The organism is Streptomyces lydicus, assembly GCF_004125265.1.
In the GTDB taxonomy this organism is placed as follows: Bacteria; Actinomycetota; Actinomycetes; order Streptomycetales; family Streptomycetaceae; genus Streptomyces; species Streptomyces lydicus_C.
This window is the reverse complement of the sequence record NZ_RDTE01000003.1, coordinates 5,176,036-5,202,669: the sequence shown is the minus strand read 5'-3', so window position 1 is coordinate 5,202,669 and position 26,634 is coordinate 5,176,036. Positions and strand designations below refer to the sequence as shown.

General features: G+C 72.6%; 27 protein-coding genes. 7 read left to right on the top strand and 20 right to left on the bottom strand.

The annotated features are described in order from the left end of the window. Positions 1–250: 250 nt before the first annotated feature. Positions 251–583, top strand: a complete 333-nt coding sequence (locus D9V36_RS25445) for a WhiB family transcriptional regulator (RefSeq protein WP_088798371.1) — start codon at positions 251–253, stop codon at positions 581–583. A 79-nt stretch (positions 584–662) separates the two neighbouring features. Here the strand turns inward: D9V36_RS25445 and D9V36_RS25440 are convergent, their stop codons facing one another. Beyond that, positions 663–1,574 carry a LysR family transcriptional regulator gene (locus tag D9V36_RS25440; RefSeq protein ID WP_129295787.1) on the bottom strand — a complete coding sequence of 304 codons (912 nt, stop codon included), beginning with the start codon at positions 1,572–1,574 and terminating at the stop codon, positions 663–665. Positions 1,575–1,782: 208 nt separating this feature from the next. Here D9V36_RS25440 and D9V36_RS25435 point away from each other — a divergent pair, with 208 nt between their 5' ends. Together D9V36_RS25435 and D9V36_RS25430 are read left to right on the top strand one after the other, a co-directional pair. Beyond that, positions 1,783–2,448, top strand: coding sequence for an MOSC domain-containing protein (locus D9V36_RS25435; protein WP_129295786.1), 666 nt, complete (start codon positions 1,783–1,785; stop codon positions 2,446–2,448). 210 nt (positions 2,449–2,658) lie between these two features. Beyond that, a complete protein-coding gene (locus D9V36_RS25430) occupies positions 2,659–3,432 on the top strand; it encodes an SDR family NAD(P)-dependent oxidoreductase (RefSeq protein ID WP_129295785.1) in 774 nt (257 codons plus the stop codon). A 52-nt stretch (positions 3,433–3,484) separates the two neighbouring features. Here the strand turns inward: D9V36_RS25430 and D9V36_RS25425 are convergent, their stop codons facing one another. Beyond that, positions 3,485–5,521 (bottom strand): DUF2264 domain-containing protein, encoded by a 2,037-nt coding sequence (locus D9V36_RS25425; RefSeq protein WP_129295784.1) that lies wholly within the window; start codon positions 5,519–5,521, stop codon positions 3,485–3,487. Positions 5,522–5,863: 342 nt separating this feature from the next. On the opposite strand from D9V36_RS25425, the gene D9V36_RS25420 reads away from it, so the two are divergent. After that, positions 5,864–6,904 (top strand): hydroxyacid dehydrogenase, encoded by a 1,041-nt coding sequence (locus tag D9V36_RS25420; protein WP_129298677.1) that lies wholly within the window; start codon positions 5,864–5,866, stop codon positions 6,902–6,904. A 199-nt stretch (positions 6,905–7,103) separates the two neighbouring features. Here D9V36_RS25420 and groL read toward each other — a convergent pair whose 3' ends face one another. Next, the gene (groL, locus tag D9V36_RS25415; RefSeq protein WP_129298676.1) at positions 7,104–8,729 is read right to left on the bottom strand and encodes a chaperonin GroEL; all 1,626 of its coding nucleotides are present in this window, start codon (positions 8,727–8,729) and stop codon (positions 7,104–7,106) included. A gap of 135 nt (positions 8,730–8,864) precedes the next feature. Further along, positions 8,865–9,173, bottom strand: a complete 309-nt coding sequence (gene groES / locus D9V36_RS25410) for a co-chaperone GroES (protein ID WP_030089482.1) — start codon at positions 9,171–9,173, stop codon at positions 8,865–8,867. A gap of 599 nt (positions 9,174–9,772) precedes the next feature. On the opposite strand from groES, the gene D9V36_RS25405 reads away from it, so the two are divergent. Together D9V36_RS25405 and D9V36_RS25400 are read left to right on the top strand one after the other, a co-directional pair. Further along, positions 9,773–11,131, top strand: a complete 1,359-nt coding sequence (locus D9V36_RS25405; RefSeq protein ID WP_129298675.1) for an FtsW/RodA/SpoVE family cell cycle protein — start codon at positions 9,773–9,775, stop codon at positions 11,129–11,131. A 317-nt stretch (positions 11,132–11,448) separates the two neighbouring features. After that, positions 11,449–12,720 carry a class I SAM-dependent methyltransferase gene (locus D9V36_RS25400; protein WP_129295783.1) on the top strand — a complete coding sequence of 424 codons (1,272 nt, stop codon included), beginning with the start codon at positions 11,449–11,451 and terminating at the stop codon, positions 12,718–12,720. A 76-nt stretch (positions 12,721–12,796) separates the two neighbouring features. Here the strand turns inward: D9V36_RS25400 and D9V36_RS25395 are convergent, their stop codons facing one another. The 4 genes from D9V36_RS25395 to tsaB form a co-directional block, all read right to left on the bottom strand. Then, the gene (locus D9V36_RS25395) at positions 12,797–13,162 is read right to left on the bottom strand and encodes a hypothetical protein (protein WP_088798379.1); all 366 of its coding nucleotides are present in this window, start codon (positions 13,160–13,162) and stop codon (positions 12,797–12,799) included. 150 nt (positions 13,163–13,312) lie between these two features. Beyond that, positions 13,313–14,455 (bottom strand): tRNA (adenosine(37)-N6)-threonylcarbamoyltransferase complex transferase subunit TsaD, encoded by a 1,143-nt coding sequence (gene tsaD / locus D9V36_RS25390; protein WP_129295782.1) that lies wholly within the window; start codon positions 14,453–14,455, stop codon positions 13,313–13,315. Between the two features lie 5 nt (positions 14,456–14,460). After that, a complete protein-coding gene (gene rimI, locus D9V36_RS25385; protein WP_088802129.1) occupies positions 14,461–14,961 on the bottom strand; it encodes a ribosomal protein S18-alanine N-acetyltransferase in 501 nt (166 codons plus the stop codon). Between the two features lie 83 nt (positions 14,962–15,044). After that, positions 15,045–15,704 carry a tRNA (adenosine(37)-N6)-threonylcarbamoyltransferase complex dimerization subunit type 1 TsaB gene (tsaB, locus tag D9V36_RS25380; RefSeq protein WP_129295781.1) on the bottom strand — a complete coding sequence of 220 codons (660 nt, stop codon included), beginning with the start codon at positions 15,702–15,704 and terminating at the stop codon, positions 15,045–15,047. Positions 15,705–15,844: 140 nt separating this feature from the next. Between tsaB and D9V36_RS25375 the strand changes: the two genes are divergently transcribed. Then, positions 15,845–16,414 carry a L,D-transpeptidase gene (locus tag D9V36_RS25375; protein ID WP_129295780.1) on the top strand — a complete coding sequence of 190 codons (570 nt, stop codon included), beginning with the start codon at positions 15,845–15,847 and terminating at the stop codon, positions 16,412–16,414. A gap of 48 nt (positions 16,415–16,462) precedes the next feature. On the opposite strand, the gene D9V36_RS25370 is transcribed toward D9V36_RS25375, so the two are convergent. The 12 genes from D9V36_RS25370 to D9V36_RS25315 form a co-directional block, all read right to left on the bottom strand. Beyond that, positions 16,463–16,726, bottom strand: a complete 264-nt coding sequence (locus tag D9V36_RS25370; RefSeq protein ID WP_129295779.1) for a hypothetical protein — start codon at positions 16,724–16,726, stop codon at positions 16,463–16,465. 246 nt (positions 16,727–16,972) lie between these two features. Further along, entirely contained in the window at positions 16,973–17,509 is a 537-nt protein-coding gene (gene tsaE / locus D9V36_RS25365) for a tRNA (adenosine(37)-N6)-threonylcarbamoyltransferase complex ATPase subunit type 1 TsaE (protein ID WP_129295778.1), read from the bottom strand. Positions 17,510–17,570: 61 nt separating this feature from the next. Then, positions 17,571–18,905, bottom strand: coding sequence for an alpha/beta fold hydrolase (locus D9V36_RS25360; protein WP_129295777.1), 1,335 nt, complete (start codon positions 18,903–18,905; stop codon positions 17,571–17,573). Then, the gene (gene alr, locus D9V36_RS25355) at positions 18,902–20,089 is read right to left on the bottom strand and encodes an alanine racemase (protein ID WP_129295776.1); all 1,188 of its coding nucleotides are present in this window, start codon (positions 20,087–20,089) and stop codon (positions 18,902–18,904) included. Before alr ends, D9V36_RS25360 begins: the two co-directional genes overlap by 4 nt. A gap of 59 nt (positions 20,090–20,148) precedes the next feature. Beyond that, positions 20,149–20,991 (bottom strand): L,D-transpeptidase, encoded by an 843-nt coding sequence (locus D9V36_RS25350; protein WP_129295775.1) that lies wholly within the window; start codon positions 20,989–20,991, stop codon positions 20,149–20,151. Between the two features lie 238 nt (positions 20,992–21,229). Next, positions 21,230–22,654 (bottom strand): NAD(P)H-hydrate dehydratase, encoded by a 1,425-nt coding sequence (locus D9V36_RS25345; protein WP_129295774.1) that lies wholly within the window; start codon positions 22,652–22,654, stop codon positions 21,230–21,232. A gap of 166 nt (positions 22,655–22,820) precedes the next feature. Beyond that, positions 22,821–23,189, bottom strand: a complete 369-nt coding sequence (locus tag D9V36_RS25340) for a holo-ACP synthase (protein ID WP_129295773.1) — start codon at positions 23,187–23,189, stop codon at positions 22,821–22,823. Next, positions 23,186–25,033 (bottom strand): glutamine--fructose-6-phosphate transaminase (isomerizing), encoded by a 1,848-nt coding sequence (gene glmS / locus D9V36_RS25335; protein ID WP_129295772.1) that lies wholly within the window; start codon positions 25,031–25,033, stop codon positions 23,186–23,188. Before glmS ends, D9V36_RS25340 begins: the two co-directional genes overlap by 4 nt. A 54-nt stretch (positions 25,034–25,087) precedes the next feature. Next, entirely contained in the window at positions 25,088–25,297 is a 210-nt protein-coding gene (locus D9V36_RS25330; protein WP_129295771.1) for a DUF397 domain-containing protein, read from the bottom strand. Then, positions 25,294–25,515 (bottom strand): DUF397 domain-containing protein, encoded by a 222-nt coding sequence (locus D9V36_RS25325; protein WP_129295770.1) that lies wholly within the window; start codon positions 25,513–25,515, stop codon positions 25,294–25,296. Before D9V36_RS25325 ends, D9V36_RS25330 begins: the two co-directional genes overlap by 4 nt. Next, entirely contained in the window at positions 25,512–25,715 is a 204-nt protein-coding gene (locus D9V36_RS25320) for a DUF397 domain-containing protein (protein WP_129295769.1), read from the bottom strand. Before D9V36_RS25320 ends, D9V36_RS25325 begins: the two co-directional genes overlap by 4 nt. Further along, positions 25,712–26,590, bottom strand: a complete 879-nt coding sequence (locus tag D9V36_RS25315) for a helix-turn-helix domain-containing protein (RefSeq protein ID WP_164993028.1) — start codon at positions 26,588–26,590, stop codon at positions 25,712–25,714. Before D9V36_RS25315 ends, D9V36_RS25320 begins: the two co-directional genes overlap by 4 nt. Positions 26,591–26,634: the final 44 nt, after the last annotated feature.

Genomic DNA, 26,634 nt, shown 5'->3' with positions numbered 1-26,634 from the left:
ACGGTCACCCGAAAGAGTTACGGCTTCGGCGACCGAGTTCAGCACGCTCCGTAAGGAGCCGGATACGCAGACGACTCATCGGGCGGCCGGCATCCGCCCGTGCACCCTATGCCCTATTTGGCTCTCTTTCTTCCATTTTCATGGTGACTATGACTAGATTCGCAATGAGTCATATTTACATCTACTTCGACAGTAGATGTACCGTCGTGAGCACCGAGGCCGAATCAGCACCGCTTCGAGGGGACAAGCAATGGCAGATTTCTCCCGCCTCCCGGGCCCGAACGCAGACCTCTGGGACTGGCAGCTGCTCGCCGCCTGCCGCGGCGTGGACAGCTCCCTCTTCTTCCATCCCGAGGGTGAACGCGGAGCGGCCCGCAGCGCGCGTGAGACATCGGCGAAGGAGGTCTGCATGCGCTGCCCGGTACGGGCCGAGTGCGCGGCGCATGCGCTGGCCGTCCGTGAGCCCTACGGGGTGTGGGGCGGCCTGACGGAGGACGAGCGTGAGGAACTGATGGGCCGGGCCCGCCACCGGCTGGTTCCCGCGTCCTCCATGACCGGCCCCGCAGGCGTCTCCGGCGCCTGACCTTCAGGAACACACCGTCCCTGAAGAAACGTTTCTGCATGCCCGGCGACGACGGCCGGACGGGGCGCGCTCGGTCCCCTCAGCGCCCCGCGGCATCCGCCAGCCGGTCGAGGGTCGCCCCGACGGCGGGGACCTTCGCCAGGTCCGGCAGGGTGAGCGCGACGATCTCGCGGTGGACGGCGGGCTCCATCCGTATCGCCGTGGCCCCCTTGGGGCGTACCGACTCCAGGGTGAGCTCCGGCAGCGCGGCGACTCCCAGGCCCGCGCCGACCAGGCCGATCACCGTCGGGTAGTCGTCCGTCGCGAAATCGATGCGCGGGGTGAAGCCCGCGCTCTCACAGACCTCCACGAGATGCCTGCGGCAGCGGGGACAGCCCGCGATCCAGGCCTCGTCGGCCAGCTCGGCGAACCGCGCGGTGCCCGCCTTCGCCAGCCGGTGGCCGTCCGGCACCAGGCCGATCAGCCGGTCCGCCAGGATCGGCCGGACCACCAGGTCGTCCCACTCGGCTCCGGCCGCCGGGTCCGCGCAGCGCACCTCCGGATAGCGGAAGGCCAGCGCGATCTCGCAGTCGCCGTTGCGCAGCATCTCGATGGAGCGCGGCGGCTCGGCCTCGACCAGCGAGACCCGGGTGCCGGGGTGGGCCGCGCGCATCTTGGCGAGGGCGGTCGGCACCAGCGTCGAGCTGCCGGAGGGGAAGGACACCAGCCGCACCCGTCCCGCGCGCAGGCCCGCGATGGCGGCGATCTCCTCCTCGGCGGCGGTGAGCCCGGCCAGGATGCCCGCGGCGTGGCGGACGAGCGCCTCACCCGCCTGGGTCAGCCTCATCTCGCGGCCCGCACGGACCAGCAGCGGGGTGCCCGCGGACTGCTCCAGGGCCTTCATCTGCTGGCTGACGGCCGGCTGGGTGCAGCCCAGCTCGCGCGCGGCGGCGGAGAAGGAGCCGGTCGTGGCGACGGCACGCAGCACACGGAGATGACGGGCCTCGATCATGTTTCGAGCATAAGCGAGTCTTGGGTTGACCAGGCAAAAAGGTGTTCATGCTTTTGGACCGGAGGGCCTGCGCCGCCCCGGATCGCGGGCATGCGTGAGGAGAGGACGCCACGACGGCCCGTTCCCTTTCCCTTTGTGCCGTTCCCGTTCCCGTTCCCTTTGTCTTTGTCTTTGCCTGCACCACGCCGATCGAGCTATGGAGCACCGTATGAAGCTGCTGACCGTCAATGTGGGACGCCCCGCCCCGTCCGAGCACACCGATGCCGAGGGCGGCACGGGTATCGACAAGAGGCCCGTGGACGGTCCGGTACGGGTGGCCGCCCCCGGTCCCCGGGGCACCGGGGGCAGCGGGCTGGCCGGTGACGCGGTGGTCGACCTGCGCTTTCACGGCGGCGACGACCAGGCCGTCTACGCCTACGCGCGCGAGGACCTGGACGAGTGGGAGCGGGAGCTGGGCCGCGAGCTGGCCAATGGCTACTTCGGGGAGAACCTGACCACGTCGGGAGTGGAGGTCACCGGCGCCCTCATCGGCGAACGCTGGCGGGTCGGCCCGCAGCTGCTGCTGGAGGTCAGCGCACCGCGGATCCCCTGCCGTACGTTCCACGGGTGGATGGACGAGCACGGGTGGACCAAACGGTTCACCCAGGCCGCGGTGCCCGGCGCGTTCCTCCGGGTGATCGAGGAGGGCGAGATCCGCGCGGGGGACGCGGTGGAGGTGGTGCACCGCCCGGATCACGAGGTGACGATCGGGCTGGCGTTCCAGGCGCTGACCATCCGGCGGGAGTTGCTGCCGCGGCTGCTGGAGGCGGGTGCGGCGCTCGGGGAGGAGGCCCGGGGGAAGGCACTGAAGTACGTCGAGCGGCAGGGCGGTTGACCGCGGGGGCGGTACGGGGTGGCCGTGGGGGCGGCGGACTAGGTCCCGGGACCAGGGCGCCGGGAGCCGGTCGGCGGCGGGCCGTACGGGCCGGGAGCGGCGGACCCTTTGGACCGGTTGCCGGAGGGCGGGTTGCTCGTCCGCGCGGGTGAGCCGCGTCGCCGGGGGGAGGGGCCCGGGCGGCGTGCCCCGGGCGGATAGCGTGCCCGTATGACGACTGCATTGATCACGGGAGCGACGGCGGGCATCGGGGCGGCGTTCGCCCGGCGGCTCGCGAGTGACGGCCACAGCGTGGTGCTCGTCGCGCGCGACGAGAAGCGACTGCGCGAGCAGGCCACCGAGTTGCACGACCGGCACGGCATCGAGGCCGAGGTGCTGAGCGCCGATCTGGCCACCGAGGAGGGCATCGCCGCCGTCGAGGCGCGGCTCTCGGACACCAAGCACCCGGTGGACCTGCTGGTGAACAACGCCGGGTTCGGCAACAAGGGCGAATACCTCGAGGTCTCGATGGCCGACGAGCTGACGATGCTGAAGGTGCACTGCGAGGCGGTGCTCCGGCTGACCACGGCCGCGGTGCGCGGGATGCGGGACCGCCGGCGGGGCGCGGTGGTCAATGTGGCGTCGGTGGCGGCGTTCGTGCCGCGCGGCACCTACGGCGCGAGCAAGGCGTGGGTCGTGCAGTTCACGCAGGGTGCCGCGCGGGATCTGGCGGGCAGCGGCGTCCGGCTGATGGCGCTGTGCCCGGGGTTCGTACGGACCGAGTTCCACCAGCGGGCCGGGATGGGCACCGACAACATCCCCGGGTGGATGTGGCTGGACGCGGACAAGCTGGTCGATGCCGCGATGAAGGATCTGACGCGGGGCAAGTCCCTTTCCATTCCGGACCCGCGGTACAAGGCGCTGATGGGCGCCGTGAAGCTGGCGCCCCGTGGCGTGCTGGGCGGCGTGACGTCCCGTACGGGCCGGAAGTACGGGCCCCGCTGACGCGGTGTGACGTCGTACGGGCCGGGCCGGGTCCGGGGCCGGGTCCGGCCTCTCAGGTCCCGGGCCCCGGCCCCTCCCGCCCGTCGTCTCCCGTGGGCGGGAGGGGCAGGGCCAGGTGGGAGCGGGTGCCGTCGTGCCAGGTGACCCGGATGCCGTGGGCCGTGAGGTGGGTGGTCGCCAGGGTGTGTACGGGGGCGGGGTCCGGGTCCCCCGTCAGGGATGCCAGGGCTGCGAAGAGGGTGCCCCCGGGGGCTGAGGTGATGCTGCCCTCCAGGACGGCGGTGCGGGTGCCGGGGCCGATCAGGGTGCTCCCCGTAGGGGTGCGGCGGCGCGGGGTGTCGTAGCCGTGGACGGGGTGGAGTTGCGCGGTGGGGCCGCCGGGCGTGGTGGCCCAGCCCGTCTGGCGTACGCGGGTGCCGGGGGCGGCGCCGGTGACCAGGTGCACGCGGAGTTCGGCGCGGCCGTGAACGAGGGTGGCGGACAGGATCCGGATGCCCGGGAGGTCACTGCCGTCGGCGTGGCGGGGGGTGTGGGTGGAGGAGGCCCGGTCGGGGCCGGTGGTGTGCGGGGTGGCGGGGCCGCGGGTGGTGAGGCGGCCGTCGAGGAGCAGGCCGAAGTGGTTGTCGGGCAGGGGGTGTTCGACGGGCAGGGGCCGGTCCTCAGGCAGGGGCCGGCCGACGGACAGCGGCTGGTCGCCGGACAGCGGCTGACCGTCGCGCAGAGGCTGACCGTCGCGCAGAGGCAGGCCGTCCGAGGTCGGCCCGGTGCGGGTGGAGTAGGCGAAGCGGGCGTAGTAGGGGTCGGGGGCGGCGAGGGTGGAGTTGCTGCCGTGGTTGTGGAGGCGGACCAGGCCGTCGGAGGCGGTGGACTGCAGGAGCAGGCCGGTGGGACCGAGGGGCCGGGTGGTGTCCGCGGTTTCGGCGGGGAGAGGGGCCTCGGGGTCGGTCCAGGCGGGGTGGCCTGCGGGGAGCAGGAGGCCCAGGAAGCCCTTGGCCGCCCAGTAGGGGGAGGCCGGACCCGAGTAGTGCTGGAGCATCGGCCCGTAGGGGCCGTACCAGCCGAGCGGTAGCAGGCCGTCCCGGGTGACGGCTCCCCGGTCGAGGAAGTGACGCAGGGCCCCCGAGGCGAGGCGGCGGGTGGCGCCGGGGGTGAGCGGGGTGTGGCCGGTGAGGGCGCCCAGCCACGGGGCGGCGGTGGCGGCGAAGCGGTAGGTGAGGGAGCGGCCGAACGGCAGGGGCGCGCCGTTGGCGTCGAAGAGGCGGGTGTAGTCGTCCAGTTGGGCGTGCAGGCGGGCTCCGTAGGTGGCCAGGAGGGTCCGGTCGGCGCAGAGGTGGGCGTGCACGACCGGGTAGAAGTGCATCGCCCAGGCGTTGTAGTGGTCGAATGCGCGGTTGTCGCCGTCCGCGTACCAGCCGTCGCCGCGGTACCAGCCCTCGATACGGGTCAGCGCGCGGTCGATGGCGGCCTGCGCGCGGACGGTCTCGATGCCCGCCGCGCGCAGGAAGCCGCCGACGGTGAGGCCGAAGAGCCACCAGTTGTTGTCCACGGGGGACGGGCCGAGGGCGGGCAGCAGCCAGTCGGCGACGTGGGCGCGGACCCGGTCGTCGAGGGTGTCCCACAGCCAGGGACGGGTCAGGCGCAGGCCGAGGGCGAGCGAGGCGGCTTCGACACGGGCCTGGCGGACGCTGCCGATACGGGGCCAGGAGTCGGGGTCCGCGGACGTCACCTCCCGTGCGCCGGCGGGGCGTCGGGTACCCGCGGCCAGGCCCTCGGCGTAGCGGGAGAGGTGGGCGTGCGGGTCGTGTCCGTTGCTGCCCGCGACACGGAGGGCGGCGAGCAGGAACGTGCGGGCGAAGCCTTCTAGGCCGTCCGAGCGGGTCCCTGAGGAGCTGGGGCGGGGTCCCGGCAGGGTGATCAGGCCGTGGCGCGGGGAGGCGTAGGGGGCGGTGGCGTGCAGCAGCCCGTCGGCCACCGCCTCCCAGTGGGCGCGGGTCCAGCCGGTATACGCGCTGCGGCGGCGGTCCTCGGGCGGGAGCGGGAAGGGATGGGGAGGGTGGCGAGGGCGGCGACGGTGGGGGTGCTCGGGCATGGCGTCCCCTGCGGCGGAGGATGACGACCGGCCGGGACGAGCATGACGACCGGCCGGGACGGCGGATGACGGCCGGCCACCGGGAATCCTTCAGGCGCGGCTGACCACCCGTCAAGGGCACGCCGCAGGCCAACGGCACGCCGCACGCCGCACGCCGCACGAGCCGTACGCCGGACGAGCCGTACGCCGGACGAGCCGCACGCCGTACGAACGCCGCACGCCCAGAGAACAAGCCGCACACCGACCGAACGCCGCACATCCAGCGAACAGGGACACGAACGAAAAGGAGGAGAACCCATGACCCCACCGGCACACCACCACGGCGGTCAGGCCGAAAAGACCATGCACACGCCCGGAGCGGCGCACCGGCCCACACGGCCCACGGTGCTCCTGTCGATGGGCCCCGGCATCGCCGAACGGCTCCTCGACGCCCGCCACCACACCCGTCTCACGGCCCTCGCCCGTACCGACCCCCGCCTCGTCGCCCACGAGCTGGCCGACCCCACCCCCGCGGTCGCCGCCGCCCTCGCCGACGCCGAGGTGCTGCTCACCTGCTGGGGCGCCCCGCGGCTCACCGGCCGGGTGCTGGACGCGGCCCCGCGGCTGCGCGCCGTCGTGCACGCCGCCGGCTCGGTCAAACACCACCTCACCGACGCCTGCTGGGAGCGCGGTATCGCCGTCGCCTCGGCCGCCGCCGCCAACGCCCTCCCGGTCGCCGAATACGCCCTCGCCGCGATCCTCTTCGCCAACAAAGGCGTGCTGCACGCCGCCCACCGCTACCGCGGCCTGCGCAGCGCCCACGACTGGCACCGGGAACTCGGCGCCGCCGGCAACTACCGCCGCACCGTCGGCGTCATCGGCGCCTCCCGTATCGGCCGCCGCGTCATCGAGCTGCTGCGCCCGTTCGATCTGCACGTCCTGCTGTACGACCCCTATGTGACCGACGCCGACGCCACCCGGCTCGGCGTACGGCCGGTCCCCCTCGACGCCCTCTGCGCCGGCAGCGACATCGTCACCGTGCACGCCCCCCAGCTGCCCGCCACCCGCCATCTGCTCGGCGCCCGCGAACTGGCCCTGCTGCCCGACGGCGCGACATTGATCAATACCGCCCGCGGCTCGCTGGTCGACGGGGCGGCCCTGCTCCCCGAGCTGGTCTCGGGCCGCCTGCACGCCGTCCTCGACGTCACCGAGCCCGAACTCCCGCCCGCCGGCTCCCCGTTGTACGAGCTGCCGAATGTCCTGCTCACCCCGCATGTGGCGGGGTCACTGGGCACCGAACTCCACCGCCTGGCCGATCACGCCCTGGACGAGCTCGAACGCTATGCCCAGGGGCGGCCGTTCACCGACCCCGTACGGCCGGAGCAGCTGCCCCACTCGGCCTGACCGCCCCGGACCGAAGCGGCCCCGACGGCCACAAGGAGGGCTGCCAGGGCCGGAAGTCCCTCCCCGCGCAAACGCACGCCCCGGCCGCCCGACAAACGCACCCCCAGGGCCCCGCGCACAACGCAAGACCCGGCCCCCGCACACGGCGGGGACCGGGTCTCGTACGTCAGTCAGGCAGCGAACCGCCCGGCGCGCTGCGTCAGTGCGCGTGCCCGTGGCCGTGACCGGCCTCGGCCGCGTCGTCCTCCGCGGGCTTCTCGACGACCAGGGTCTCGGTCGTCAGCAGCAGCGAGGCGATCGACGCGGCGTTCTCCAGGGCGGAGCGGGTGACCTTCACCGGGTCGATGACGCCGGCCTTGACCAGGTCGCCGTACTCGCCGGTGGCGGCGTTGAAGCCGTTGCCCTTGTCCTGCTCGGCGACCTTCGCGGTGATGACGTAGCCCTCGAGGCCGGCGTTCTCCGCGATCCAGCGCAGCGGCTCGACGGCGGCGCGGCGGACGACGGCGACACCGGTGGCCTCGTCGCCCTCCTTGCCGAGGGAGCCCTCCAGCACCTTGGCGGCGTGGACCAGAGCGGAGCCACCACCGGAGACGATGCCCTCCTCGACCGCGGCGCGGGTCGCGGAGATGGCGTCCTCCAGACGGTGCTTCTTCTCCTTGAGCTCGACCTCGGTGGCCGCACCCACGCGGATGACGCAGACGCCACCGGCGAGCTTGGCGAGGCGCTCCTGGAGCTTCTCGCGGTCCCAGTCCGAGTCGGTGGACTCGATCTCGGCCTTGATCTGCGCGACGCGACCGGTGACGTCCTCGGACTTGCCGCCACCGTCGACGATGGTGGTGTCGTCCTTGGTGACGGTCACCCGGCGGGCGGTGCCGAGCACGTCCAGACCGGCCTGGTCGAGCTTGAGGCCGACCTCCTCGGCGATGACGGTCGCACCGGTGAGGGTGGCGATGTCGCCGAGCATGGCCTTGCGGCGGTCACCGAAGCCCGGGGCCTTGACGGCCACGGCGTTGAAGGTGCCACGGATCTTGTTGACGACCAGGGTCGACAGGGCCTCGCCCTCGACGTCCTCGGCGATGATCAGCAGCGGCTTGGAGGCGCCGGCCTGGATGACCTTCTCCAGCAGCGGCAGCAGGTCCTGGATCAAGGAGATCTTGCCCTGGTGGATCAGGATGTACGGGTCCTCGAGGACGGCCTCCATCCGCTCCTGGTCGGTGACCATGTACGGCGACAGGTAGCCCTTGTCGAAGGCCATGCCCTCGGTGAAGTCCAGCTCCAGGCCGAAGGTGTTGGACTCCTCGACGGTGATGACACCGTCCTTGCCGACCTTGTCCATCGCCTCGGCGATGAGCTCGCCGACCTGCTTGTCCTGCGCGGACAGACCGGCCACGGCGGCGATGTCGGTCTTGTCGTCGATCGGACGGGCGGTCGCCAGGAGCTCGTCGGAGACGGCCTTGACGGCGGCGTCGATGCCCTTCTTCAGGGCGGCCGGGGAGGCGCCGGCGGCGACGTTGCGCAGACCCTCGCGGACCAGCGCCTGGGCCAGCACGGTGGCGGTGGTGGTGCCGTCACCCGCGATGTCGTTGGTCTTGGTCGCCACCTCCTTGACGAGCTGGGCACCCAGGTTCTCGTACGGGTCGTCGACCTCGACCTCACGCGCGATGGTGACACCGTCGTTGGTGATCGTGGGCGCGCCGAACTTCTTGTCGATGACGACGTTGCGGCCCTTGGGACCGATCGTCACCTTGACCGTGTCGGCAAGCTTGTTGACGCCGCGCTCAAGGGCGCGACGGGCGTCCTCGTCGAACTTCAGGATCTTCGCCATGGGTTGCTTCAAGTCCTCTCATTGCGATCCTCGGCCACGACGTGGGGACCGCTGTCGCTCAAACGAACTGCGCCCCTGCCCCGGGTTGTTTAGACGCGGGAACCAGGGGCGCAGATCACGGCAAAACTGGGTGACTTACTTCTCGACGATCGCGAGCACGTCGCGAGCCGAGAGAACGAGGTAGTCCTCGTTGTTGTACTTCACCTCGGTGCCGCCGTACTTGCTGTAGAGCACGACGTCGCCGACGTTGACGTCGAGCTCGACGCGCTTGCCGTCCTCGACACGGCCCGGGCCCACGGCCAGGACGACGCCCTCCTGGGGCTTCTCCTTGGCGGTGTCCGGAATGACCAGGCCCGAGGCCGTGGTCTGCTCGGCGTCGAGCGGCTGGACCACAATGCGGTCCTCAAGCGGCTTGATGGCAACCTTGGAGCTGGTGGTCGTCACGATCCGACCTCCCCCTTCGGAGATCTCACGGGGTTAACTGTCTGAGGTGGCGACCAGGTCGATCCGTCGTCGCGGGTGCCGGACCTGCCCGTCGCTGTGTGTCTGGCACTCCCCACTGGAGAGTGCCAACGCCGAGACTATGACGCGGTTAGCACTCGGTCAAGCGGAGTGCCAGCGCGGCGGGGTGCGCTTGCCTTCACTCCGGTTGACGGGCCGCCGCGAGCGAGGGCCGCCGGCCGTCCGCACCCCGGCCGACCAGGCCTTCCGCGGCGGGCCCGGGGCGGGTCCGGGGCGAGACCGGTGCGGGATCAGGGCGAGACGGGGACTGGATCCGTACGGGACGGCGGCCGAGTCAGAACGGATCCGGGTCGGGACAGAAGCCGGATGACGGCCACGTTGCTATCAAATCGGACACACCTTCCCCTTCCCTCGCAACCACGCCATGGGCTGCCTCGTCTACCTCCCCGACTGCCTGCCGACGAACCGGGCACATCCCGGCCGGCCCGCGGCCTCGACAATCAGTGGGGGAGAAACCCGTGCGTGGACAGACCAGCGTTCCCCGGGCGGCCCGGCAGCGGGAGAGCGACGCCGAGCGCACGATGACGTTCGCCGCACTGGCCCAGGCACCGGACCGCCGGCGGACCGAGGCATGGCTGCTCGCCCTCGCCGTGCTGATCGCGGACTTCGGGTACGCCTGCACCGGCCTGTCGATGACCGGCCGGCTGCCCGGCGGGCTGGCCGGCTTCGCCATCAGCATGTTCTTCGTGGCGCTGGTCCCGCATCTGGTCCTGCGCCGCTTCGCGCCCCGCGCCGATCCGCTGATCCTGCCGCTGGCGACGCTGCTGACCGGGCTCGGTCTGGTGCTGCTGCACCGCCTGGACGTCACCTATGCGCAGACGCCCCGGCTCAAGATCTCCGAGGCGGCGAGCGGGCAGCTGGTGTGGACGGTGATCGGGGTGGCGGTCTGTATCGCGATCCTGCTGGTGCTGCGCGATCACCGCATTCTGCAGCGCTACATCTATCTGACGATGGTGGTCGCGCTGGTGCTGCTGATGGCCCCGGCCTTCTTCGGCGCCGACATGTACGGCGCCAAGCGCTGGATCCTGCTCGGGCCGCTGTCGCTGCAGCCCGGCGAGTTCGTGAAGATCATGATCTCGGTGTTCTTCGCGGGCTATCTGACCGTCAACCGCGACGCCCTGGCACTGGCCGGACGCCGCGTCCTGGGCGTCCAACTGCCCCCGGGACGGCAGCTCGCACCGATCTTTACCATCTGGGTGATCAGCCTGCTGGTGCTGGTCTTCGAACGGGACCTGGGCACCTCACTGATCTTCTTCGGCGTCTTCGTGATCATGCTGTACATGGCGACCGAGCGCACCAGTTGGGTGCTCTGCGGCCTGGCCATGGCCGCGGTCGGCGCCACGGTCGTCGGCTCCACGGAACCCCACGTCAAGGGCCGGATCATGGCCTGGCTGCATCCGATGGACATCTTCCTGCCGGTGAAACAGCGACCACCGGGGCTGATCTCCGACCAGGCCGCGCAGGCGCTGTTCAGCTTCGGCAGCGGAGGCATCTCGGGCAGCGGCCTCGGCCAGGGCCACCCGGAGCTGGTCGGCTTCGCCGGCAACAGCGACTTCATCCTCACCACCGTCGGCGAGGAGATGGGCCTGGCCGGGGTGATGGTCGTGATCATGCTCTACGTACTGCTGGCCCAGCGCGGCCTGCGGGTGGCGCTGACCGCCCGCGACCCGTTCGGCAAACTCCTCGCGGTCGGGCTCTCCGGAGCGCTCCTGCTCCAGGTCTTCGTCGTCGCCGGCGGCGTCACCGGCCTGATCCCCCTCACCGGCAAGGCCCTCCCCTTCCTCGCCAAGGGGGGCTCCTCCCTGGTCGCGAACTGGGTCATGGTGGCCTTGCTGTTGCGCATCAGCGACCATGCGCAGCGCCGGCGTGAGCCGGCGTAGTTTCCCCACGTTTTTGGCTTTCCCGCCGTTCCGCTGCGCTTTGCCTCGGCCCGTTTCTGGCTTTCCCGCCGTTGCTCCCCCCACTGCCTAAAGGGCGTGGGAGGTACCCCCAGCGGCGGGCGGGGTCCGCTGCCAGGCGCCACGACGAGCAACCCCCACGGCGGGAAAGCCAAAAACGGCCCGAGCAAAGCGCAGCGAACCCGCGCAGCGGACCCGCCCGCCGCCAGGCGAAACGGCGGGCGCACCGCGCAGCGGGCGAAAAACGGCGACAAACCCCCACGGCGGGACAGCCAAAAACGTGGGGAGACAATGACACCGTGAACGACCTAGACGCTTTCGTCGGCCTCCTCGCCCCGGAGGGGCAATCGCTGCTGGCCGAGCTGCGGGACCACACCCCGTCGGACGAGCTCGCGGCAGCGACCCGGCTGCGGCGCACGTACCCCGCGCCATTGGTCTCCGCCGCGCTGGGCCAAGCCCAGCTACGGCAGCGCGCGGTGGCGAAGTTCGGGGCGGACGCGGGCCGGATGTACTTCACGCCGAACGGGGTGGAGCAGTCCACCCGGGCCACGGTCGCCGCCCACCGCGCCGCGCGGCTCGCGGCGCTGGGCGTGCGGACGCTGGCGGACCTGTGCTGCGGCATCGGCGGTGACGCGATCGCGCTGGCCAGGGCCGGGATCCGGGTGCTGGCCGTCGACCGTGACCCGCTGGCCTGTGCCGCGGCCCGGGCCAACGCCGAGGCGCTGGGGCTCGCGGAGCTGATCGAGGTGCGCTGTGCGGATGTCACGGAGGTGGACACCGCCGGGTATGACGCGGTGTTCGTCGATCCGGCGCGGCGCAGCAAGGCCAGGGGCGGCCGGATCTTCGACCCCGAGGCGTATTCGCCGCCGCTGTCGTGGGCGATCGAGGCGGCCCGTAAGGCACCGGTCGCGGCGTTGAAGATCGCGCCGGGGGTGCCGCACGAGGCGCTGCCCGAGGACGCCGAGACGGAGTGGATCTCGGACGGGGGCGACGTCAAGGAAGCCGTGGTGTGGTTCGGCGCGGCAAAGGACGCGGCAGAAGACACGGCGGCGGGCGCCGCGGAGGACAGGGCAAAAGACGCGGCGCAGGACGGCGCCGACCGCATCGCGCCCGGCGGCCGCCGGGCCACGCTGCTTCCGGCCGGGGACTCACTGCTGGGCGCGGGGCTGCCGGACCCCGAGCCGGGGCCGGTCGGGGACTGGTTGTACGAGCCGGACGGGGCGGTGATCCGCTCCCATCTGGTCGCGGATGTCGCCCGGCAGATCGGCGGGCGGCTGATCGATCCGACGATCGCGTACCTGACCGCGGACCGGCGGACCGAGACGCCGTACGCGACCGCCTACGCGATCACCGATGTGCTGCCGTTCCATGTGAAGAGGCTCAAGGCGTTGCTGCGGGAGCGCGAGGTCGGCATCGCGGTGATCAAGAAGCGCGGCTCGGCGGTGGAGCCGGAGGAGCTGCGCAGGAAGCTGAAGCTCGGCGGCGGCCGCAACTCCTGCACGATCTTCCTGACCCGGGTTGCCGGCGCCCCCATGATGCTGCTGGGGCACCCGGCGGCGGACACCCCCTGACCGGCGCTCACACCGGGCCGGTGCCGGCGCTCACGCCAGGTCGGTGCCGGGGCTCACACCGGGCCGGTGCCCGCGCTCACGCCAGGTCGGTGAGGTCCTCGGCGTAGATCTGGGAGAGCGGCTGCGGGCCGATGTACTGCTGGCAGGTGCACTGGCCTGCCTCGTACTGCACCGGCTTGTGGTCGGCGTCCCAGGCGACCGCGACCTCCACCAGCTCATGACACTTGCCCTTTTTGTCATGCTTGGCGAGGTGGTGGGTGCAGCCGCACACCGGCTGTGGCGGCTGCTGCGCGGCGGCCAGCTCCTGCCGCTCCTGACGGGCGGTCTCCAGCCGCTCCATCTTGCGTTCGTGCCGCGTGCGCAGCGCCGTGCGGGCGGTGTCGGCGACCTTCGCGAAGCCGCCCGCCATGAAGAAGATGAAGACCCACCAGAACCAGTCCACAGCCTGCCGCCTCCCCACGTGCGCGCCCGGTGCTGCCTGCCAGGGTAAGACCTCTGGCCGGAGCTCGGGCCGGGGGTGGCGGTGAGGACTCGCGACACGACAAAACGAGCCCTCGCCCGGCCCCAGGAGCAGCACCTCAGGAGCAGCGCCTCAGGAGTAGAGGTTCTGCTTGCTGGTCTCGTGGACGTGATCGTGATCGTGATCGTGGTGGTGCGCGGCGCCGGACGGCTCCTCGCCGGTCTCCCCGGGCACATGCGGTTCGGTGACCGGCAGGGACGAGTCGGCGGAGAGGTCCCAGGCGGAGGCGGACCGGCCCCGCGCCACCATCTCGGCGCCCAGGGCGGCCACCATCGCGCCGTTGTCGGTGCACAGCTTGGGCCGCGGCACCCGCAGGGTGATCCCGGCGTCCTCGCAGCGGCGCTCGGCCATCGCCCGCAGCCGGGAGTTGGCCGCGACCCCGCCGCCGATCATCAGGTGGTCCACGCCGTTGTCCTTGCAGGCCCGGACGGCCTTACGGGTCAGCACGTCCACCACGGCCTCCTGGAAGGACGCCGAGACGTCCGCCACCGGCACCTCCTCGCCGGCCGCCCGCTTGGCCTCGATCCAGCGGGCGACAGCCGTCTTCAGGCCGGAGAAGGAGAAGTCGTAGACCGGGTCGCGGGGGCCGGTCAGTCCGCGCGGGAAGCGGATCGCGTCGGGGTTGCCCTCGCGTGCGTAGCGGTCGATGACCGGGCCGCCCGGGAAGCCGAGGTGCAGCACCCGCGCGATCTTGTCGAAGGCCTCGCCCGCCGCGTCGTCGATCGTCGAGCCCAGCGGCCGTACGTCGGAGGTGATGTCCGGGGCCAGCAGGAGGGAGGAGTGGCCGCCGGACACCAGCAGCGCCATCGTCGGCTCGGGCAGCGGGCCGTGCTCCAGCTGGTCGACGCAGATGTGCGAGGCGAGGTGGTTGACGCCGTAGAGCGGCTTGCCGAGGGCGTAGGCGTACGCCTTGGCGGCCGAGACGCCGACCAGCAGCGCACCGGACAGGCCCGGTCCCGCGGTGACCGCGATCCCGTCCAGGTCGCTCGCCGCGACCCCGGCGTCCTTCAGCGCGCGCTGGATGGTGGGGACCATCGCCTCCAGGTGGGCGCGCGAGGCCACTTCCGGCACCACACCGCCGTAGCGGGCGTGCTCGTCGACGCTGGAGGCGACCGCGTCGGCGAGGAGGGTGTGGCCCTGGACGATGCCGACACCGGTCTCGTCGCAGGAGGTCTCGATGCCGAGGACGAGCGGTCCGCCGCGTGAGTCAGCCATGAGTGTCAAGTTCCTTGTACGGAGGGTGCTTCGGAGGAGGTCTGGGTGGTGCGCCGCATGACCAGGGCGTCGACGTTGCCGGGCTGGTAGTAGCCGCGGCGGAAACCGATCGGCTCGAAGCCGAAGCGCTCGTAGAGGCGCTGGGCGCGCACGTTGTCGACCCGCACCTCCAGCAGCACCTCGTGGCATTCGAAGTCCGTCGCGGCGCCGAGGAGTTCGGTCAGCAGCCGGGCGCCGAGGCCGGTGCCCCACATCTCGCGGGCGGTGGCGATGGTCTGGATGTCGCCGGTGCCGTCGACGGCGGCCAGCCCGCCGTAGCCGACCAGCCGGCTTTCCCGCCCGCCATCCGGCCGCGGCACCTCCAGTTCGGCGACGAGGTAGCGGCGGGTCGCGTACGGGCCGCGCGCATGGGCCAGCTCGGACCAGAACATGCCCGGCGACCAGGCGTCCTCGGGGAAGAGCTCCCGTTCCAGCTCCAGCACCGGCGCGATGTCCCACCAGCGCATCTCGCGCAGCGCCGCGCCGGGCCCGGGGGCCCCGCCGGGCGGCGGGGGCGCCGCGGGGCTCCGGTCGGGCGACGGGCGGGTGGTCACCGGGGAGTGACCACCTTGTAATTGGCGGGCACCTGGGCGTCCGGGCGGCGCAGGTACAGCGGCCGCGGGGGCGGCAGCTCCTCGCCCGCGGCCAGCTTCTCCGCGGCCAGTGCGGCCAGCGCCCCGGCCGACTGGTGCTCGGGGGCCTCGCGCCGCAGGCCGGTGAAGACCGTGTCGTAGAGCACCGCGCCCGCGCCCACGGCGGGGACGCCGGCCACCTGGTCGGCGAGGTCCGCGGGGCGGTCGACGGCGGGCTCGGTCAGGCGGGTACGGGCATCGCCGTAGCGCGCCCAGTACACCTCCTTGCGGCGGGCGTCGGTGGCCACGACGAAGGGCTCGGTGAGCCCGGAGGCGTAGGCGAGGCCGTCCAGGGAGCACAGGCCGTGGACCGGGACGCCGAGGGCCGCCCCGAAGGTCGCGGCGGTCACCAGGCCGACCCGCAGGCCGGTGTACGGGCCCGGGCCCACGCCGACCACGATGTCGCTGACGGCATCGAGCTTTTTCCCCGCCTCGGCCAGCACCCGGTCGACGGCGGGCAGCAGCAGCTCGCCGTGGCGGCGCGCATCCACCTGGCGGGACTCGGCGAGGACCCGGGTGCCGTCGTGGAGCGCGACGGTGACGGCGGGGGTGGCGGTGTCAAGAGCTAGCAGCAGCACGTCCTTAAGACTACGGCTCGGCCGGAGGTACCTGTCGCGGTGCTACCGTCGCCCCCGTAGCCCAGCAGCAAGCAGCCCGGCATTCCCAGGTCCGGGGCTCCCCGCCACCGGGCAGGGAGAGGGAGGAAAGGTGCACAGCGGTGCCCGCTAAGAGCAGCACGATCGTCACCGCGCTGACCACGGCTGCCGTGGTCGTGGTCGGTGTGCTCGGCTACCAGGCCGCGGCGTCCGCTCCGGACACCCTCACCCAGACCCGCAAGGACCCCCGCCACAGCGCGCCCAAGAGCCCGCCGGAGCGCAGCGGCAAGAAGGACAAGGCCCCCGCTGCGGCCCCGGTCCCGCCCTCGTCCGGCAAGGGCCGGCGGATCGTCTACTCGCTGGACGCCAAGCGGGTCTGGCTGGTCGGCGCGGACGACAAGGCGGTGCGTACGTACCCGGTCACGCCGAGCACGGTCAGCCCGCCGCTGGGCGCGTACGCGGTCGCCTCGCGTTCGGTGAGCGTCACGGGCTCGGACGGCATCGCGATCGAGCATGTGGTGCGGTTCGCGGCTGTGGAAGGCGTCACCGTCGGCTTCAGCGCGGCGGTCGACGGCTCCATGCCCGACCCGGGCTCGGCGAAGCGGACCGGCGGCATCCGTGAGTCGCGGACCGACGGCAAGGCGATGTGGGACTTCGCCCTGCACGGCACCAAGGTCGTCGTGGTCTCCTGACCGCGCGGCCCCGGCGGTCCCGCAGGCCGCCGCATTCGCCCTTACGGGCTACGCCGCGTCGCGGCCCGGGGTGGACGCCGCCCGGCGCCCGTCCTGGTCCTCGTCCTCCGCCTCCGGCGCGCCGGACGGCTCGGCGGGCTTGTCCCGGCGGGCCTCCTCGACGGCGTCGGGAGGCGTGGAGACGGCGCTGGCCGCGGCACCGGCCGCCAGCAGTTCATTCATGGTCGGCGCCTCGCGCGCGGCGCACCCGGCCGCCGCGACGGGGGTGCCCCCGCGCCCATCGGGCGTGGTGGAGGGCTGGTGGGCCGACATGGACGCCTCCCGGGGCTCCTGGGACGAGCGACAGAAGCCAGGCTCGCTACTCAAGCCGGCTACTTAGGCTGACCACTTAGGCTGACCTAACTGGGGTCTCCTCCCATGTCACCACGCCCGGTACCGGGTACGCAACATCTTACCGACGGCTTGTCGGAAACTACCGGGCGGTGTTGTCCGGATCGGCGCCCGGCGGTCCGTGGCCGACGGGCCCGCCACCGCCGCCGGCGGCTCCCGGGACGGCCGTCAGCAGGTCTCCAGCGCGAGCAGACCGGCGTCCGCCCAGCGTGCGCCGAGGCCGGTGACCGTCACCTCGCGCACATCGTCCACGTCGTCCTCGGGATGCCCGCCCGCACCACCGGGCGCATCGGCCCCGACGGCGCGCCCGATGACCACGTGCAGCCGGTCCTCGGACAGCTCCTCGACCTTGCCGTCGCCCCACTCCACGACCACCACCGACTCCGGCAGCGAGACATCGAGGTCCAGGTCCTCCATCTCGTCCAGCCCGCCGCCGAGCCGGTACGCGTCGACGTGCACCAGCGCGGGGCCGCCGGTCAGCGAGGGGTGCACCCGGGCGATGACGAAGGTGGGCGAGGTCACGGCGCCGCGGACACCCAGCCCCTCGCCCAGGCCACGGGTCAGCGTCGTCTTGCCGGCGCCCAGCTCACCGGTGAGCAGTACCAGGTCGCCGGGGCGCAGCAGCGGGGCCAGCCGGCGGCCCAACTCCTGCATCTGTGCGGGGGACTTGACGGTGACATGCGCAATCGCTGCGGTGGTGCTCATGCCGCAAATGGTACGTCCCGCCCGTCGCCCGACCGCCACCCCTCAACGACGCCCTCAGGCCTCAGGCGCGGGCGTGCCGCGAGCTGCGGGCCGCCGCGCTCGCCCGTTCCACCAGCGACACCAGATGTTCATTGACCAGCTCGGGCCGCTCCAGCATCACCAGATGCCCGGCGCCGGGGACGCACACCAGGTCCGCGTCCGGCAGCACCTCGGCGATCGTCCGGCTGTGGTCGGCGGGGGTGATCAGATCGCTCTCCCCGGCGAGCACCAGCGCGGGCACCGCGTCGTACGCCACCAGCGCCTCGGTCTTGTCGTGCACCGCGAACGCCGGGAAGAACTCGGCGACCACATCGATCGGGGTCGCCTCGATCAGCCGCTCGCCGAAGCGGGCGATCCCCGGGTCCACCTTCTCCGGCGTCCCGAAGGAGTAGCGCTTGATCAGCCCCGCGAAGAGGTCGGCGGTGGCCCGCCGCCCGCGCTCGACGATCTCGCGCTGCCAGCCCAGCGCCTTGAGGACGCCCGGCGCGAGCCAGTGGAAGGCCTTGACGCCCATGGACGGCAGCCCGAAGCCGACCTCGCTGAGCCGGCCCGCCGAGGTACCGATGAGGGCCACCCCGACCACCCGCTGCGCGACGTACTCGGGGAACTGGTCGGCCAGCGCCATCACCGTCATCCCGCCCATGGAGTGCCCGACCAGCACGATCGGGCCCTCGGGGACCGCGGCGTCCAGCACCGCCTTCAGGTCCCGGCCCAGCAGGTCGATGGTGACCGGTTCCGTGCCGTCGATCTGGCCGTGACCGCGCGAGGAGCGGCCGTGGCTGCGCTGGTCCCAGTGGACGGTGCGCACCGTGCCGCGCAGCGCGGAGCGCTGGAAGTGCCAGGAGTCCTGGCTCAGGCAGTAGCCGTGGCTGAAGACGACCGTGGGGGCCTGCGAGCGCCGTCCCAGCGCCGCCGTCAGCCGCTTGCGCAGCCCGCCGTGGGCCTCCTGCGCGGCGCGGGCCTCCTTGCCGCGGACCGGTTTGGCGGACCGGTCGCTCTTGCCGTGCTTGGAATGCTTGCCGTTCACCGGGCCCTTGACCGCCGCGTCGTCCTTCTCCGGCGGGCCCGGCTCGTCGACCTCGTAGTACAGCTCGGTGCCGTCCTCGGCGACCGCGGCGCCCGGGGTGCCGCGCAGCGTGCCGTACGGGCCCGCGGCGTCCAGCGCCAGCCGGGCGCGGCGCCGCATCCCGCGGCCGACGGTCAGCCGCTCTATCGCCACACCGGCCGCGGCGCCCGCCGCGACCACGCCGATCGCGGCGCCGGCGACACCCGCGTGCCGGCCCGCCTTCGCCCAGTTGCCGGCCACCTCGGCCGCGGTCTCGACCGCCTGCGCGGCGGCTTCCTGCCCCTCGGTCATGCCGTACCCCCCGTGAGCGCGCTGTCTCCTTCGGCTTCGCTCCCCGTGCCGCTGTCCACATAGACGCGCGGCACCCGGGATCCGATCCGGGTGACGATCTCATACCCGATGGTTTCGGCCACCTCGGCCCAGTCCTCGGCGGTCGGCTCCCCGCGGTCCCCGGGGCCGAACAGCACGGCCGTATCGCCCGGCTCGGCGTGCTCGCCGCCCAGGTCGACCACGAACTGGTCCATCGCGACCCGCCCGGCGACCGTCCGCCACGCGCCTGCGACCAGCACGGGGCCGACGCCGGAGGCATGGCGCGGGATGCCGTCGGCGTAGCCGAGCGGGACCAGCGCCAGGGTGGTCTCGCCGGACGTCGTGTAGTGGTGCCCGTACGACACACCGTGGCCGCCCGGGACGCGCTTGACCGACGCGAGCGAGGCCTCCAGGGTCATCGCCGGCCGCAGCCCGAAGTCCCGGGAGGTGCCGACCTCGGGGCTGGGCGAGAGGCCGTAGATGCCGATGCCGGTGCGGACCAGGTCGAAGTGCGCCTCGGGCAGCGTCAGCAGCGCCGGGGTGTTGGCGATGTGCCGCACCTCGGGGCGCAGCCCGGCCGTCTCGGCGGTCTTCAGCGCCGCGTGGAAGACGTCCAGCTGGGCGGCGATCGAGGGGTGTCCGGGCTCGTCGGCGCAGGCGAAGTGCGACCAGACGCCGGTGACGACCGCCGTGCCCTCGGCCTCGGCGGCGCGGGCCGCGGCGGTCAGCTCCGGCCAGTCGGCGGGCGTGCAGCCGTTACGGCCGAGGCCGGTGTCCACCTTGAGCTGGACGCGGGCGGTGCGGCCGCACGCCCGTGCCGCCGCCCGCACCTCGTCGAGCGCCCACAGCCCGCTCACCGCGACGTCGATGTCCTGCTCGATCGCCCGCCGCCAGGGGCCGCCGGGCGTCCACAGCCAGCACAGCAGCCGCCCGGTGTCACCGGCCGCCCGCAGCGCGAACGCCTCCTCGGGCAGCGCCGTGCCCAGCCAGCCCGCACCGGCCTCACGGGCGGCGCGCGCACAGCGCACCGCCCCGTGCCCGTAGCCGTCGGACTTGACCACGGCCATCAGCTCTGCCCGGGGTGCACGGTCCCGCAGCGCACGGACGTTCGACCGCACGGCGGCGACGTCGATGGCGGCACGGGCACGCTTCACTGTCTCGTTCATCCCCCTCAGTGTCGCAGGCGACATTGCGCAACCCCGGGGGACGGGCGGGAAAACCGTGCTCACACGCCGGGTTTCCGCCCCCAGACGTGCACGATGTCGCCCTTGTCGAGCACTTCCCAGGCCCTGCGCGCATCCGTCATGGTGAGGTTGACGCAGCCGTGCGAGCCGGCCCCGGAGAAGATGTCCTCGTAGACGCCGTGCAGCGCCTCCCCGCGGTCGAAGAACTGGGCGTACGGCATGGAGGTGCCGTACAGGTTGGAGATGTGCCGGCGGTGCCGCAGATAGATCCGGTACGTACCGGTGCGGGTCTCCATGGTCGGCGCGCCGGAGCGGATCGCCACCGGGTCGAGGATCACCCGCCCGTCCTGCTGCACCCACATCAGCTGCCGGTTCAGATCGACGCACACGGTCCGCTCGGCCCGGTCGGGGCAGTGACCGGCCCGGTTGGGGTCCTTCTTCGCCCGCATCACCCGCACCATCGCCCCCGTGACCGGCCCCGCGAAGCCGGACGCCGGCGCGATGCTGTGCGCCTGCTGGAACCGCCGGATCGCCCGGCAGTCCCCCGCGCTCTGCCGCCCGTCGGCCTCGCGCCCCAGATAGCGCTCCGCCTGCCGCTGGTAGGGCCCGGTGGCGGCACTGCAGCGCAGCGCCCGGGTGCCGGGGCGCTGCGCCTCGGACCGCGGCACGTACTCGATGTGCAGCTGCCGCCCCGGCTCCCGTACCGCGCGCGGGACACCGGGGACCAGGTCGGACGGTCCGTACGCGACGGACGGCTGCGTCACGGCCCGCGCGGACGCATGCCTCACGGCCACGGTGGGCGACGGTGCCACGGCCACCGCGGGCGGCCCGGCGACAACGAGCAACGAGGCGCAGACCAGCAGCGCCGGAAGAGTGCGTTTCATGCCCTCACGCATGCCGTGGCGCAGCGGCCGTGCGGCCCGCCGCACGCCAGGTTCGCCCTGGTGCCCGCCCCATTCCCCCGCGGGGCGTAACGCCGGTCCGTCGCGTGCCGTCGGCCGGTCGTCCACGGTCGGTCCGTTGCGTGCCACCGGCCGGTCATCCGCGGCCGGCCCGTCATCCGCGGGCGATCCGTCGTCCGCCACCGGCCGTCCGGTCCGCCGCCGGCCGCCGCCGCTGCTGTCAGTCCGTCACATCCCGCCAGGCCGCCGCCAGATGGCCCGCGACCTCCGAGGCGAGGATCGGGGCGCCGGCCGGCCCGGCCGCCCGGCGGGCCGCCAGCCCGTGCAGATACGCACCGACCGATCCCGCGTCCCGCGCCGTGAGTCCCGCGGCGAGCAAGGAGCCCGTCAGCCCCGACAGCACATCCCCGCTCCCGGCCGTCGCCAGCCAGCTGCTGCCCGTGGGATTGACCCGCACCGGCCCGTCCGCCTCCGCCACCAGCGTCGTCGAGCCCTTGAGCAGCACCGTGGCGCCGTACCGCGCCGCCAGCTCCCGCACACAGGCCAGCCGGGCCGCCTCGACCTCCTCGCGCCCGCGCCCGAGCAGCGCGGCGGCCTCCCCCGCATGCGGCGTCAGCAGGGTCGGGGCCGGGCGCTCGGCGACCCGGCGCGGCGTCAGGAACCGCAGCCCGTCCGCGTCCACCAGCACCGGAACCTCCGCCGCCAGCACGTCCTCCAGCGCGCCCGACTCCTCGCCGATGCCGGGGCCGATCACCCACGACTGCACCCGGCCCGCCTTGTCCGGCGGCCCGGCGTGCACCAGCGTCTCCGGGAAGTGCGCCAGCACCGCCTCGGCGGCCGGCCCGACGTAGCGCACCGCCCCCGCGCCGCCCCGCAGGGCGCCCGCCACCGCGAGCACCGCCGCCCCCGGATACCGCGCGGACCCGGCGACCACCCCGACCACGCCCCGCCGGTACTTGTCGCTCTCGGGCGCCGGACGCGGCAGCAGCCCGGCCACGTCCGCGTGCTGCAAGGCCTCGACGTCGGCCTCGTGCGGCAGCGTGAGCCCGATGTCCACCAGCCGCAGCGCGCCCGCCCGCTCGTGCGCCGGATCGATCAGCAGCCCGGGTTTGTACGCGCCGAACGTCACCGTGGCATCGGCCCGTACGGCGTCCCCGGCGACCTCGCCGCTGTCCGCGTCCACTCCGCTGGGCAGGTCCACCGCCACCACCGGCGCCGACTCCCATGCCTCCTGCACGAGTTCGGCGGCCTCCGGGCGCAGCCCGCCCCGCCCGCCGATCCCGACGATCCCGTCCACGACCAGCGCGGCCCGCGCGATGTCCCGCCGGGCGTCGGCCGAGACACGCCCCCCGGCGGCCCGCAGCGCGGCCAGCCCGCCCCGGTGCGCCTTGTCGGGCGAGAGCAGCACCGCCGCCGCTCCGGCCCCCCGCCGCGCCAGCCGGGCACCGGCGTACAGCGCGTCCCCGCCGTTGTCGCCGCTGCCCACCAGCAGCACCACCCGGGCTCCGTACACCCGCCCCAGCAACTCCGCGCAGGCCGTGGCCAGTCCGGCCGCCGCCCGCTGCATCAGGGCCCCTTCGGGCAGGCGGGCCATGAGCTCTCGCTCCGCGGCCCGTACGGTCTCCACGCTGTAGGCAGTCCTCATGCCGACAAGTCTCACCCCTCGCCCACGGGGTACGCGGCATTTCTCCCGCGGGCCCCGGGACCTGTCTTCAGCGTCCCGCCTGCCTCGCGGGCCCCTCCCCGCAAAGACGGCGCCCGCCCACCGACGAATCGGGGGGCGGGCGCCGCAGCGGCCCTCATCCGCGGGCTCACCCCTCGGCGATCACCACGGCCGAGGCGACCCCCGCGTCATGGCTCAGCGACACATGCCACGACCGGACCCCGAGCTCCTTCGCCCGGGCCTCGACCGTGCCCCGTACCCTCAGCCGCGGCTGCCCACTGTCCTCGACGTACACCTCGGCATCGCTCCAGTGCAGCCCGCCCGGTGCCCCGAGCGCCTTGGCCAGCGCCTCCTTGGCGGCGAACCGGGCCGCCAGCGAGGCGATGCCGCGCCGCTCACCGCTGGGCAGTATCAGCTCCTCGGCGAGGAACAGCCGCTGCGCCAGCTCCGGCGTACGCTCCAGCGCCGCGCCGAAGCGCTCGATCTCGGCGACATCGATCCCGACCCCGATGATCACTCGACCGTCACCGACTTGGCCAGGTTGCGCGGCTGGTCGACCTCGTTGCCGCGGGCGGTGGCCAGCTCGCAGGCGAACACCTGCAGCGGGATCGTGGAGACCAGCGGCTGCAGCAGCACCGGCGTCCGCGGAATCCGCACCAGGTGATCGGCGTAGGGCACCACCGTCTCGTCCCCCTCCTCCGCGATCACGATCGTCCGCGCCCCCCGGGCCCGGATCTCCTGGATGTTCGACACGATCTTGTCGTGCAGCACGGACCGCCCACGCGGCGACGGCACGACCACCACCACCGGCAGATCGTCCTCGATCAGCGCGATCGGCCCGTGCTTGAGCTCTCCGGCCGCAAAGCCCTCCGCGTGCATATACGCGAGTTCCTTGAGCTTGAGCGCACCCTCCAGCGCCACCGGATAGCCCACATGCCGGCCGAGGAACAGCACGGTGTTCTTGCCGGCGAGGCCGCGGGCCAGCTCCCGTACCGGCTCCATCGTGCCGAGCACCTGCTCGACCTGGGTGCCGATGGCCGCCAGTTCGCGCACCACGTCCCGGATCTCGTCGCCCCACTTCGTGCCCCGCACCTGTGCGACGTACAGCGCCACCAGGTAACAGGCCACCAGCTGCGTCAGGAACGCCTTGGTCGACGCCACCGCGACCTCGGGCCCGGCGTGCGTGTAGAGCACCGCGTCCGACTCCCGCGGGATGGTCGAACCGTTCGTGTTGCAGATGGCGAGCACCTGCGCGCCCTGCTCGCGGGCATGGCGCAGCGCCATCAGGGTGTCCATGGTCTCGCCGGACTGGCTGATCGCGATGACCAGCGTGCGCCGGTCCAGGATCGGGTCGCGGTAGCGGAATTCGCTCGCCAGCTCCGTCTCGCACGGAATCCGCGTCCAGTGCTCGATGGCGTACTTGGCGATCATCCCGGCGTGGTACGCCGTCCCGCAGGCCACGATGACGACCTTGTCGACCTCGCGCAGCACGGCGGGCGGGATCCGCACCTCGTCCAGGGACAGCACCCCCGAGGCGTCGATCCGTCCCAGCAGCGTGTCGGCGACGGCCTTCGGCTGCTCGGCGATCTCCTTCAGCATGAAGTAGTCGTAGCCGCCCTTCTCGGCGGCCGAGGCGTCCCAGTCGACGTGGTACTCGCGCACCTCGGCGGGCGCCCCGTCGAAGCCGGTGACCGTCACGGCCTCCCGGCGCAGCTCCACCACCTGGTCCTGGCCCAGCTCGATCGCCTCGCGGGTGTGCGCGATGAACGCCGCCACATCCGAGGCGAGGAAGGCCTCCCCGTCCCCGACGCCCACCACCAGCGGCGAGTTACGGCGCGCCCCGACCACCACGTCCGGCTCGTCGGCATGCACCGCGACCAGCGTGAACGCACCCTCCAGCTGCCGGCAGACCTGCCGCATCGCCTCGGCCAGCTCCCCGCAGGACGAGTAGGCCTCGGCCAGCAGATGCGCCACGACCTCGGTGTCCGTCTCGGACGTCAACTCGTGCCCGCGGTCGGTGAGTTCCGCGCGCAGCCCGGCGAAGTTCTCGATGATGCCGTTGTGCACGACGGAAACCCGTCCGGCGTTGTCCATATGGGGGTGGGCGTTCTCGTCGGTGGGCCCGCCGTGGGTGGCCCACCGGGTGTGCCCGATACCGGTCGAGCCGGCCGGCAACGGACGGTCGGCCAGCTCCTTCTCCAGATTGGCGAGCTTGCCGGCCTTCTTCGCCGCTGCCAGCCCGCCATCGGCCAGCACGGCGATACCCGCCGAGTCATAGCCCCGGTACTCCAGCCGCTTCAACCCGGCCAGGACGACGTCAAGGGCGCTCTGCCCGCCCACATATCCCACGATTCCGCACATGGGGGCAGGGTACGCCGGGGCCCTGAACGACCGACGGCGACATGTACCGGCGAGTCACCGATCGAAAACCCCGGCCTTCACGGCCCCGACGAACGCACCCCACGCACCGGCCGCGTGAAACTGCGTGCCGCCGGCCCGGTCCTTGCTGTCCCGGACTGCGCGGCCGCCGCCGGCGGTGTGGGCGACCTCTATGCACTCGTTGGCCGACCCTCCTCCGGAGTACGACGACTTCTCAAAGGGCCCGACGATTCCCCGACCGCTCACCCTTCCTCGTTCCTCACTGCGATGCCTCCGGCCTTCACGGCGTCCACAAACGCGGCCCACGCACCCGCCGCATGGAACTGCGTCCCGCTGGCCCGATCCTTACTGTCCCGGACGGCCCGGCCGCCGTCGGCGGTGTGGGCCACCTCCACGCACTCCTGGTTGATTCCCTGAGAGGCGCTGGCCTTCTTGAACGGCGAGACGATCTCCCGGCCGCTCATGAGACGAAACCCGTCTTCACCGCATCAAGGAACGCGTCCCAGGCTTCGGGACCGTGAAACTGCGTACCGCCGTCCCGATTCTTACTGTCCCGCACGGCCCGACCGCCGTCGGCGGTGTGGGCCACCTCGACACAGTCCTGCTGGCCCCCCTGCGAGGCACTGGCCTTCACGAACCGCGTGACGATTTCTCGGCTCTTCATTCTGCGTCATTCTCACTCTCGGGAAGTTTGGCCAGCTGATCGCTCAGGAAGGACAGAGTCTGCTTCGGCGTCAAAGCCGCCGACCTGAGCTCCTCGAACGCCTCCGCGTGCTTCACCATGTCGTCCAGTTCCTCGACAAAGACGGTGCTGGTGGTGCTGTCGAAGGCGACGGCTTCAGGAGCGGGTTCGGCGCCGAAGCTGAACATGACGAAGTGCGAGGCCATATGGGCTGCCTGCCACTCCGAGAGCGGGAGCACCTGAAAGCTCACGTTCCGCCGTTGCGCGACATCGATGAGATGCAGAAGTTGGTCGCGATGTACCGCTGGTGATGGCATGGGTGCCGTGATGACCGGTTCCCAGACAATGGCGGCGTAGCGTGCACCGCCGTCCTCGATGGTCTTCCTGCGTTCCCGTCGCGCCGCCATGGCGAGTTCGCTGTCCTCGGCGGTATTGGCGGCCAGGCCACCATCGAGCAGCGTCTTTACGTAGCCGTCCGTCTGCAACAGCCCCGGCAAGTACAGCGGCTGCCACGTACGGATGTACGTGGCGTCGGCTTCCAGAGTCACAAAGTCCGCGTACTCAGGGTTCAGCGCCCACGGGTAATTGACCCACCACCCGCGCTTGTTGGAATCGCGGGCCAGCTGTTCGAGCTGACGGTAGACCTCCGAGTCCTCGACCCCGTACAGCTCCAGCAGCAGTCGGACATCGCCCGGCCGGGCCGTTACCTGCCCCGACTCGATCCGGCTGATCTTGGCCTTCGAACCCACGATGTGGTCGGCCCCATGCTGCTGATCGAGCTTCGCCGCTTCGCGATACTTCCTGAGCGCCGCACCGAGGCGCCTACTGCGCACAGTAGGGCGTCCACCTGCGGGCATGTCCCCTCCTCTTACCGCGTGTGACCAGTCTGCACGCCCACGGA